General features: G+C 50.2%; 4 protein-coding genes. All 4 read right to left on the bottom strand.

Features of this window, described 5'->3' with window-relative positions; all coding sequences use genetic code 11:
• Positions 1 to 18: 18 nt before the first annotated feature.
• Positions 19 to 1,635: a site-specific integrase gene (locus HNO82_RS06535; RefSeq protein ID WP_175343140.1), complete on the bottom strand. Its 1,617-nt coding sequence runs from the start codon at positions 1,633 to 1,635 to the stop codon at positions 19 to 21.
• A 2-nt stretch (positions 1,636 to 1,637) separates the two neighbouring features.
• Positions 1,638 to 3,536, bottom strand: a complete 1,899-nt coding sequence (locus tag HNO82_RS06530; RefSeq protein ID WP_175343139.1) for a hypothetical protein — start codon at positions 3,534 to 3,536, stop codon at positions 1,638 to 1,640.
• 2 nt (positions 3,537 to 3,538) lie between these two features.
• Positions 3,539 to 4,594, bottom strand: a complete 1,056-nt coding sequence (locus tag HNO82_RS06525; protein WP_175343138.1) for a tyrosine-type recombinase/integrase — start codon at positions 4,592 to 4,594, stop codon at positions 3,539 to 3,541.
• A 2,059-nt stretch (positions 4,595 to 6,653) separates the two neighbouring features.
• Positions 6,654 to 11,249, bottom strand: coding sequence for an NACHT domain-containing protein (locus tag HNO82_RS06520; protein WP_175343137.1), 4,596 nt, complete (start codon positions 11,247 to 11,249; stop codon positions 6,654 to 6,656).
• Positions 11,250 to 11,437 lie beyond the last annotated feature (188 nt).

Raw genomic sequence — 11,437 nt, 5'->3', positions numbered from 1 at the left:
CTCCGTATGGGGCAGACTCTACATCATTACCGTACTAATCTTGGGGAGCAGGTCACGCCCCCCAAATTGGTCTTCGAAGGTACGTTTCAGCTCCTGGGCGGCTTCACCAGCAACAGATTGCATCTTCAATCCCAGGGCCAGTTCATTGAGGCAATCAAGTGACGAGAAGGCGTCTTCTTCATGGAGAATGTTTATCCACTCGGCATCTAAGCTGGCATACCCTTGGAAAACAGTAACCAGAACATGCTTGTATTGACGCATCCCCGCGATGATTCCATAGGGCTGACGCGCGATGTACCGGGCCAGTGTTCTGCGGAACTGCATCAGAGTGAAGTGCCAAGGCACCTTTTGGCCGTTCTCATCAGTCCAAAGGGGAATGGGGGCATAAATGAGCTCTTGACCAATATGTCGCTGGAATGTGTTGATTGCTTCAATAAGGCCTTCTGTCGTGAACATCTGATACCCGCGGAAATCGTCAATTTTCTGGACACTGAAGAAATCTGATTGCATGCCCGTTATCACCAAATGACTTTTGGCAAAGGCTATGCGGGCGCGGACTGTCAACTGTTCCAAAATTCTAATCGCGTCAACAACTTCTTCAACGATGACCCAGGTATCTTTCGAGCCTTTGTGTCGATGTTTGCGGAGTGTTGTGTTCAAGTAGTGGATTCGTTCGTCGTCACTTACATCGTCATAGACACAGCAATTCGCGCAAATGTTAAAGAGTTCTGAGGCGCGAACGCCCGAATAAGCGAGGACTACCATGAGACAAGCATTGCGAAGGCTATACAGTTCTTTGTATAGGTCGCCTCTCTTTGTCCATCCGTTCTTGCGCCAGGTAGCCGGTAACGACGCGAGGATATTTCGAGCAGCTTTTGTCAGTCGCTTTTCCTTGCCGCTGTCTGACAGAGCTAAATTCTTGATTTGATTGTCCCATTCGTTCTGAAGTGCTTTCCATGCGCACAGAATGGTGCCACTATGTTTTTGAACATAGTCAAAGCAGATGCCCATGATAGGGCCGAAAATGGCCTCAGGAATCGGCGGAGTCTTGTTCTCGGACGAGAGCTTTGTTTTCGACATGCCCGAGAGGAGGTCTTCTTTGCTACAGTTGAATGGGGTTTCAAGAAATGGCTCGCTCAAGCGCGGTGAGTAATCCCATAGAAGATAGATCGTAGTGATGATGCTCTTTGTTCGCTCGATAGACTTTGCCTTGCGTAGGTCGTCGCCATTCATCAGTACATTCAAGTAATCCTCCAGAAGTGGCTGGTCCACATCAGACAGTCTGTAGCATCCTTTGAAAACGGCGTAGTTTGCGAAATCTGTAAAGCAGCTCAGATGCTGAGCGATGCTCAGCCAAGCCAACTCCTGGTGCGACTCAATCGGATTCTTGAGCAATGAATAGCAGAATTCTGCTGCCGTGACAGCAAGGCCATCAGGAAATCCGCCCACGCGAGTAAAGTTGAACTGGTCGTTCTTGTCCCTTCCTGGGAGCTCAACATATTCCTTGCCGGACCATATGCCGTGGCAGAAGATGTTTTCCCTTGTTACCTGCTTTTCTGCGGGATAAATTTTGCTCTGCCCCAGCAGTGCGGCGCTAGCGATATCTTGTTGTTTGATTAATGCTCGGCGAGACACAATTAGCTCCGAAAGTGGATAGGTACATAGAACACTTCATTAGTGGCCTGCTGCTCAGCGTGCTCAATGAAGCTAGCTTTGAAGCTGGGCAAGATGTCATTCACAATAATTTCGAGTGAGCTGCCGAATTTGTCACTGAACTCGTCTGCTGTAAGGAGTTTCTTTTCTTTGAGCATAAAGTTGCGGAAGAGAATGACGCGAGGAAGAACGTGTGGGGTAATGATGGCGTTACCGCACCCAAGGCATCCCCATGGTTGGTCGCATGGCGTTTCGGCAGGGCCGTCAGGACGATTGTTGAAATCTCGGCAAGAGACGAAGAGCACATCCTGCTCCCCTTCGAGAATCTTCTTGGTGGATTCCTTGGACATCTTCAATTTCGCGGACGCGGTGGCCACATCGATGTCGATGACGATAGCCGGCTTGCTAACTGACATCGCGCCCTTGATACCCCGAACGACCGTCCGGTCGTGAGTCAACCTATTACTTTTGTTGTTGATGTAGTGCCGCTCTGTGGTTTCTGTACTCCGATGGGCCGCATAGGTCATTGTCTTCTTCAGATTGCCATGGCGCCGATAGTCTTTGTTTAGACCCGTCGTGCGAAGTCTACGACTTCTAACTTTTAACGTATCGCCGTGTTGGTCTTTCAATCCGCGTTGTTCAGCCCAACCGTCCGCACCGTTCAGCAGATACTTTCCGTAGCAAGTATCAAATGGCTTAACCGGCGTAGTGCCGCCTCCAATGGTCAAACATAGAAATAAATCGTTCTTATGCTCTTCCTCAGCAAAGGCGACCAGAGGCTCAGTTAGCTGCAAAAGCAGTCTGATGATGGATACGGCCGAATACGGGCCATCATCGACAAGTCGTTTACTGCCTCGAACGCCTTTACTACGCTTCTTGACGTAGTCAAGGTTATAGCTATTACCACCAACATGACGAAGGCAGTCTCTTTTAAGTGTGGCGATGGGTGCCTCATTCAGGTCCGTTTTTTGAATTAGCAACTGGAGAAACGGACTCATGTCATGATTCAGTGGATACAGATGGCCAAAAACATCGTTCAGCCGGAAGGGGCCATGCCATCCGCCACTGATAGCTTTAACATAGCTTGAGTGGTCTTTCTTGACTGCCTTAGTTGGTTTATATTGACCTTCCAGAACGTTCACGACATACCAGATTAAATTTTCTAGTCGGTTCCACGGCCGGTTGTCAGTTTGTCTCTCGATTTGCCCTGTTTTTCTGTTCCGGGGAGCTTTTAGGCTTCTGGGGTTGGTGCCTTGCTCGAGTAATACTTTGCCTCGCTCGATTCGCTCTTTGACTTGGTCGACTGCCTTGGAGAACTCAGCTTCCATGTCGATAGATTCTGAGTCCATATATGGCTCAGTTCTGTCGCCGTCATCGATGAACTTGAAATTGCGAGGAGGTTTCTCAGTCGGTTGCCGAAGTCCAGCGAGTTCGCCTGCGTCAAGTAGACGAACAAGGTCGCCATACCGGCGGCGCTTTACCGAGGACTTGTTATCCAGGTAGTGGTCGGTCAGAAATGCCTTGTACTTTCGAAGAAATTCATTCTCGATATCTCGCATTCTGAAAGTAGATGGCACCTTCTCGGCCACACAGAAGTCCATGAAAATGCGGATGCTCGCATAGTATGCGAAAAGGCTTTTTTCTCCTTCGATTTTAGATATGGCGACATACTTCGTCATGCCTGCAATGAAATCTCGAGCCAGCGGATGATTTGTCTCATAGGACGTTAAGTCCAGCACGCAACCCGGACCGGTGAAATCCGGATGGTCAAAGACTAGAGTGCCAAGAAGCGCAACGGACTTGGGCGGAGGTGGCAATCCAGCGAACTTGGATTTTCTCTTTGTTGGTTCACTAACTTTAGGCACGATGAATTTCTTCTTCAAGGTCAAACCACGGCCGCATCGAGTCTGGATGATGCGGTGTCTAGCATCCCGTAAACCTCGGGGCAGATTTCGGTATAGATGAAGACCGTCTCCACATTGGCATGGCCGAGTAGCTTCTGCAGAATCTGGTCTGGGTCACCTAGCAGTTTGGCAAACCGGTCTGGCTCACCATTGCGGATGTTGCGGTCATTCTCGCAAACCACTTCTTGAAGTAGTGAACGCATGAAAGTGGCATACATGTGTCGGCAGCCATGTGGGGTGAGCTTGATGCCTGTCGCTTTGGACAGTTGCATGAATATCTCTTCGACCTGCCGCACGGATAGTTTTTCTCCGTTTTCAGAGAGGAAGACTTTTTCCGAGCGCTTATTGCCCTTGACCTTGCCGCGCAGTAAAGCATCCCTACGGTCTTCCTCCATATAAAAATGGACAGCACGCAAGATGCGCTTTGGTACTGGAACTACGCGGACTTTGTTTCCCTTCCCTAGCACTCGCACAGGAATGACCTTCATCCCGGCCCAGCGGGAATTATCTGGGTCTGGTAGTGAATAAATATCTTGGTTCAGTACTTCGGATATGCGGAAGCCGGTGCATATGAGCATTTCGATGAGGGCGCTATTCCTTTGCGCCTGCTCTTGCCGATTGATAAGAGGCCGCCAATGTTCTTTGTATTGCTCAAGGCTGATGTAATTCACCGGCTTCGGCGTGCCTCTAGTCCGAAGTTCGTCCGCGATTTCCTCCCCCTGGTGGAAGCGAGAGTAGGACGCTCGAGTAGAGAACGGAAGATTTGTGATGAGTTTTTTCTTCAGTGCAAATTTGTATAGATGCGTGATTGCAGTTTGGATTACGTTCCAAGAGTTCTCGTCAACCTTGGGAAGCCCCGCGCACCCATTGATTTTTAGGGAGTAGTAGTAATCAATGAGGTCTTGGTCGGCATCAAACCAGTGGCATGATTGCCCATCCAGAAATTCGATGAATTCAGACGTATATACCGTGTAGGTACGCCAGGTGTTTGGACTTTTCCGCTTAGGTCCTTGGAGATAGGTGACGAATCCATTCAAGGATTTATCAAAATCGAAGTCGTCATCCTCGTTCCCATAAAGTATGGCGTTCTCTCGGCGATACCCCACTTTTTCTGAAGAAGGCGAAATTCTTCCCTCTCTGCTTTCGGCAGAGATTGAAATCTGGAAGAATCAAAGAAGTGCAAGCTCGGTAGCATAATCAGCCAGCCTCTAGCGATATGAATTGGTTCCGCATGAGTCAAAGCTCTGGCTTCGCATTCAGGTAGGGGCTGCTGTAGCCAATGTGTGGACGCAGCTTTCCCGCCAAGATAGTCGCTGCGGACTGATGCCGTTCTTGCGCAGGGCTGGGAACGTAGCTGGGGCTATCCGCGTCCTTCAGTCCGTGACAAGATGAAAAATCGCACGATTTGAAAAATAGATTCGTCAGCTGCATTTTGAGACCTCAATTTCATAGACATGTCTCTAAGCTAGCTTGCCGATTCGCAGTTGTGAAGAGGGGTGTTTTTTGCCGTCGAGTGAGTTTGACTCGATGCGTATAGCGCTAAATATTCTGTATCGCAAGTCGCAGAATTTTCGTTCTCTGTTATACATTTGCCGCGCATCGATGTAATTTTTTGTTTTCACTAAATCCAAAAAATTAGATGGGACGCGGTGTTCAGCCAGAATTTATATTCCGGAAGATATCCAAAATTCTGGAGTAGATTTTTGGTGTTGGTAAATCGAATTTGCCCGCGATAGGGGCCTTAAATTATTTTTTTAAACGTGAGAGTTTTTTAACGTAGTGTTGTGCTGATACGACACTATCGAGGCGCATGACATTTGCTGTGGACAGCATTTTTTCTTTGTCAGTCGGTTTGGTATTTGATCTGGACGAGTTGGATGTCGGAATAAAGTCCGTTTGGTTTCATGAAGCAATCGGGCGTGGACCTGTGGAATAGGAATATCGAGTCCTCAACAACATCTCTATCGCTCGGCAACCAATCGTCATATGCACGTTCCCATCGTAGGTCCCTCATGGGAGGAGCGCACCTAAAATCTTTGTTTTGGTTATAGTCCAATCTACCCGATTAAATGTTTGGCTTTTTTAGACTGGCCAACACATGTTGACCCAGCGTAGCAGGTCTTGGTACTGAGAGGTATTCATCATCCAGCCGCTCTTGTGAGCCAGCATGCTAGCGAAGCGAGCGAGAGTCATCTCGGTGGACGAGCCGATTCCCTCAATCGCGCTCATTCCAGGTTCTCCTGAATCTGCAAGGACTCGGCGGTTGTTGCTATCTAAGAAGCTGGCGGGCGAGACCTGCTTGACCTCGTCGAGGGATTGTGCTGCGTGGCTTGCAAGCACAATCCACCGGCTCAGGTCGTTAAGTTGTGGACCGTTGAGTCCAGCAACGGAGGCGTCCGCAAGGCAAGACGCGAAACGCGCCAGAATCAATTCAGTCGTAGACCCCATTCCCTCGCGTCCATCCATCCCTGGCTGCCCCGACTCGGCCAACACGCGACGGCCATTCCGGTCGATGAAGCATTCTGGGGGAAACACTCCGTCTTTCCTGCGCATCTTCGCAGCTCCTCTCAATAGCGATGTTGCATACATCTAAACGCCTGACATGTTCGGCGGAATATTGCAGTCTAAGGTGGGAGGGGCTTACCATCAAAATGGACTTAAGTATCTGACAATACTGGACTAAAAATTTTGCAACAGAAGGTGAATATCCGCTCTCAACACTCCCGATTTGTCCTGCATGAAGGTAGTCTTTGCCGCGAAACTATCAACGTTCAGCGAGCACGAAAATGGAATGCGAAAAACTAGACCGAATAGCCCGAGAAGCATGGCATGGCGACTATACGCACGTGGGGCCTCTTTCGATAGGCGAGCTTCTCTACTTGGCGCTTGCATCTGGCCGCCTGCGCGAACTTGCTCCTCATTAATCTATTCCCTACGCTGTCGACCGCATCGGACCCGAATCCATGGAACACATGCTGACTATGTGGCGTTCCGACTCCAACCAAGGGACTGACCTGACACCGTCTGTTGCGGGAGTTACGGGTCTCACTACAGACTGCCTACAGGAGATGCAGGGGAGCCCCATCTCGCGTTGGCCTAGGAAGCCTGGGAAGATGCCTCCGGCAAGAGTAAAACGTCGGTCCAAGACGTGCCCTCGGTAGGGAACGGATGACGTTGCTCCTGAGCTGGCCGGCCGTTTTCGCGGCGCTTGGCTTCAATCGCAGCTAGCATTAATCTTGCTCCGTTCATGGCAACTCCATTCTTTGACGCGCGGCTATAGAGTTCCTTACGTAATGCGTCGCAAGCTTTGGGAGTAATCTCATAGATGTTTCCACTCAAGGGCTCTGTATATGAAGCCAGGTTCAAGAGAGCACGGAAGGCTGGATGTTGGTCGTCATTGGCGCGTCCAGCGTCGGCCGCTGTTAGTCCAAAATGCAATATGGTTTCGTCGTCCTCTCCCAACTTTTGGAGTATTGCATATTCAAAGTCATCTCCATCAAGGCACGCGGTGTTACGGAGTGTAGACAGAATAGTTTCTACTCGTTCTTTCCCCCCGTGTGCAGCTAATAAAAGTGAGGATGCAAATTCTTCACGCATCCAGGACGTTCTGAATAGGCTGAAAATAGTTCGGTCTTCAAGAAGAGGAAGTATCGATTCAGTAGGTGTACGTGAAAGCGATTTGCAAAGGGCCATTCCGATTTCGTCTCGATTAGGAGCGTGCTTGGTAGCCAGCTTTTCTACCTGTAGCAAGATATTCCATGCGTAGCTTGTCTTTGATTCTCCAAGAACTCTGACGATTTTTGAGGGATAGGAGAACGTTTGCCATTGCGTCAGATAATGCGATGGTGAATGAGATAGCACGTGTAACGACGTCACTGAAAACGCCAACTGATAAAGTGTGCAGATGACTTCCTCTTCCTTGTAAAGGGAAGTTGTCGCGGTCTCAATTTTCTGCTCAAGTGCTCGGAATACGTCTTCGTCTTCGAAATTCCATCCGTTCATCAGAAGCTCTTTCATGACATCTATGAACTGCCATGAGTCGAGCAGTCCGCTACATAGAACTTGCTTAGAGGGCTCTATAACGTGGGCGCTAGGAATCGAAGCGAGAAGCTTCGCGTAAATGCCGACGCGACCTCTCGAGGTGATTTTGTTTTTAGGGTCTGCTGCCTCTCTAATTTTTGCAGCTTTGGTTTCCCGCTGTAACAATTCAGCCATATGATGCGCGATTTCGTCCGTGGCTTGCTGGTGTAAACCATCTGGCTGTTGCATAGCCTGGCCAGCATCTTGCCGCTCTAATCCCTCAGCTATCCGTCCGGATACAGAGATAGAGACTCCTTTTCTCTTTGCGAGCCAGGGTCCCATTGTGATTCGCTGTAGCGTAGTTGGTATAACGTCGGCAGCCTCAGGGAGGTGAATTTTTTGGAGTAGTTTCGGTACTGCTGTATACCCTAGCTTAGTAATCGATTGCATGAGGGAGCCGCTCATTGCCGGTAAGTGAGGGCGAAGTCGCGGGTTGCCGTCGCGCTCCCATGCATTCATGGCGGCATAGTATTTCCGGAATTCGGCAAGGTGCTGGTCTAACGCGAGAAGAATAAGTTGCTCGTGCTCTGTCGGGGCAATATCTGCAGCCAGTTGGGCCAGCAGAATATGAAGTTCTGCGGTCGGCTCATTCGGCCCCAATCGTTTGGACGAAAAGGCTTTCAAGAGTGACTTTAGCTGCTCGCTTGTGACCTTCCATTGGAATTGAGTCTCGCGTGGTGTGACGTCATCCTCGTGGCGGTTGGTGATGAATCGTATGAGCCTAACGGACGTGCTATAGCCAGCGGCTTTTGATTGTTCTAGTACGACCTCATACAGTAATGAGCCGTCGACGAATCTCAGTATGTCTTCAAGGTCGGGCAGCACCTTACGGTCTGACTCTGATATCGGCACATCTGAAGAAATCAGCTTTAGGATTTGAGAAATGCAGTCGCGAATGTCATCGTGGTTTGCCAGGAGAGCAATCTTCGAAAAGTCGCTTCGGGGAATAGTGCCGGCACCTAGCGACTGCAGTGCGCGTTCAAATACAGCGTGCTTTTTCACGCCCGGCATGGTTGGGAAAATCGCGGCGGTCCAATTAGGGGTGCGCTGGCCGTCAAAGAGCGTGTCTATAGCAAGTTCATATAGTCGTTCGGGAGCATGTTCAAGAGCGATATTGACCATCGGTAGCGGTTCTTGATTTGAGCGCTCTTGGGATATTGCCCTGAAAACAGCCTCTATGGGCACAGCGTCCAATGCCCCTGGAAAGTTCGCGAAAATATATAAGCGCTGCTCGTCGCTAATATGCTCTCTCGCCATGCAACTGAGGCGCTCTCGTATCCGTTGAGATTCAACTCCTTGTTCGTAGGCGTAGCGAATATCAGCGAGGACTGAAGTATGGGCCGCCACTGTCAATGGCGCACTGAGCCAAATTTCGATTGCTGCCGGCGAGGCAGGGTACGACCAAAGAAGTGCCGTGAGTGCGGCCCTTCGTACTTCATGGTCTGGGGCTACTTTGGCAAATTCCAAAAGGAATTCATAGTTCTCCGGAGTTTCAGAAAGTTCAAACATTAAACCGATTTGCGCCGGGCCACTCCAATTAATCACTCTTTTCAGAACATCATCGCCAAGCTGGCTGACAGAGAGCGACTTTGAGATGAGTCTACTGACGGTGTGCTTGGATGCTGAGTCCTCTGCTTCTAATGCCTGCCAAATCCGTGTTTTGAATTCAGGGAATTGGCTTAAAACCACACCCGAAACTGCCAGGTCGGCCACCTCATTGACGGGCGACATAGATAGTTCATCAAGCTTCTTCCAGATTTGGTCATATAAATCGGGGGCATCGGCGCGTTGTAAGCCGGTACGCCCTGCGAGCTCGCATGCATAGAGCAAATCTACAGATAGCGCGGATTGCACTAGCAGTCCGCGTTGTAGCCCAGTGTTCACAGACGTCTTGAGTTTCTCTGAGACGAGGTTGAGTGCGTCATTCCAATATGGCTCATTGGCCATATGTTGAAGCATCGCGGTGTTTTCAGGTTCCTTGGCGCAGATTTCCAGAATGCGGGAGGCCGCGTAATACTCTTGAATTCGCTGATGTGCAAATCTGACCTGGTTGCCCTGCACATTAATCAAATGATGATTGCCTAGCGTCTCTAGGACTTGCGGGAATGAAACGCTGGTGCCCACCGCGTGAGATATACGTTGGAAGCCTTTCGAAATTGCGGTAAATGCATCTACCTCTGCGATTTGGACCGTGCGTTGGTTCGTCATCGCGCACGCTAGCTCTTCGAGATAGAACCTTTGAACCCCGTGTGTCGGCGCAGCGTTCAGAACGGGCTTGTAAGCCACATGCTCTTCCAGCTCCTGGACTACAGAGCCAAGTAGGTCAAATACGACCGTCGAAGCAGAGAGACCATTTCTAGCCCGAGAAATTAGACCCCTGAGAATAAGAGGGCTCTTGGCGGCAAGTAAAAGACGCCCGTCTCGCTCAATACGCTCTGTAAGGTCTCGTGCGGGCGTCGCATCCAGTTCGTTGCGGATAATTTCTTGTTGCCCTCTCCAAGTTATCCCGATGACTTCGATTTCCCTTGGGTCTTCCAGATTCCCAGCGTCATGAGGTGTGCGTGAGACGATGACTATAGGAAGGTCGGGAAGGGTGGTAAGAAGCGAATTCAGCTCCATTTGAAGGTGAGACTTCTTACTCGCGGGAATCTCGTTCCAGCCGTTCACCATTAGAACGAGGTGTCCGCCCTTTGCGAACCAGGTCAAATCTGAGGCCGAGAGGAATTGAATGCGAGCGGCAGGGCCGTTGGCAACAAAGTCCAGAATTGGCTGATTTGACTGCGCCCACGTGACGGCGTCAACATAGATAGGAATGCCGGCTCTTCGGTGGGCGAGAATTTCGGTAGCAAGTTGGAGAAGGTACGTTGTCTTTCCGATGCCACCAGGGCCGGAGATTACTGTGCGAGACCCACGTTGAATTCCGGAGACGAGGACTGTTGTGTTAACTGGTACTGCGGGCGCATTTTTCGTTTTTTGGGCAGCCTCAAGGACAAAAGGCGCTATGAAGGCCGGCATTTTCCAGTTTGTTCTGCCGGTCTCGATAAGTGCTCGTGCCAGTTCTCGCAAGCGATACAAATCGAATTCAGAAGGGTTGGGACGAAGTTCGGCTTGGAAATATCGCTGAAATCCCGAGTTCAATAATCTGCTCAACGCCTGGTTGAACGCGACCTTACGCTTTTCCCCAAGCTGAAGCTTGCCCACCACAACGCTGGCAACAATATTGATTGTGCCTTCCGCCGTTCTCTCAGAATCACCGGTTACTTTGGAATACTGTGCTGCCAAGAATTTGCGCGCAAGACCGCCGTCTTGCTGCTGCCCATTTCCAGTAGCCACTACCACCCAGATAAACGGGTCCAGAAATTCGGCGGTAAGTAGCCACGCCAGGATGTCCGGATTTCCGAATGTCGGGGGCAGACGACCGGGTCTGGAGACAAGCCTCTGCAGCGCCTCTTGTACAAGCGCTCTGAGAGTTCCTTCGTGCGCGATATCCTCTCCGGCAGATACCCGACTAGACAGCCTCCAATCGTCGTACTGGTCGACCGCTAGTTCTCCCACCTTTTTAAGGAATGCACCTATCCCCGAAGTTGCGACTTTGGATGTCAATGGGTCCATCTTATTGCTTCTCTTTGAATGGTTTCCGTTGGCAGAGAGTGTACGGTATCGGTGCGGTGATGAGGTGGGTTCGATATAGCTTTCTGAAGGGCAGGCATTGTATTTTTTGAATGCCGCCAGAGCACTTGAGAACTAATCGACGTGCGCTGATGGGCCATCAGAGCTATGAGCAGAGCGACTCGCAGTTA

Origin of the sequence: Herbaspirillum sp. C9C3 (genome assembly GCF_013359625.1) — a bacterium.
Lineage (GTDB): Bacteria > Pseudomonadota > Gammaproteobacteria > Burkholderiales > Burkholderiaceae_D > Herbaspirillum.
This window is presented reverse-complemented; position numbering and strand designations above follow the sequence as displayed.

What these genes read in the sequence shown, in the direction of transcription:
- HNO82_RS06520 (WP_175343137.1), bottom strand. Translation starts at nt 11,249, where the DNA reads ATGGACCCATTGACATCCAAAGTCGCAACTTCGGGGATAGGTGCATTC.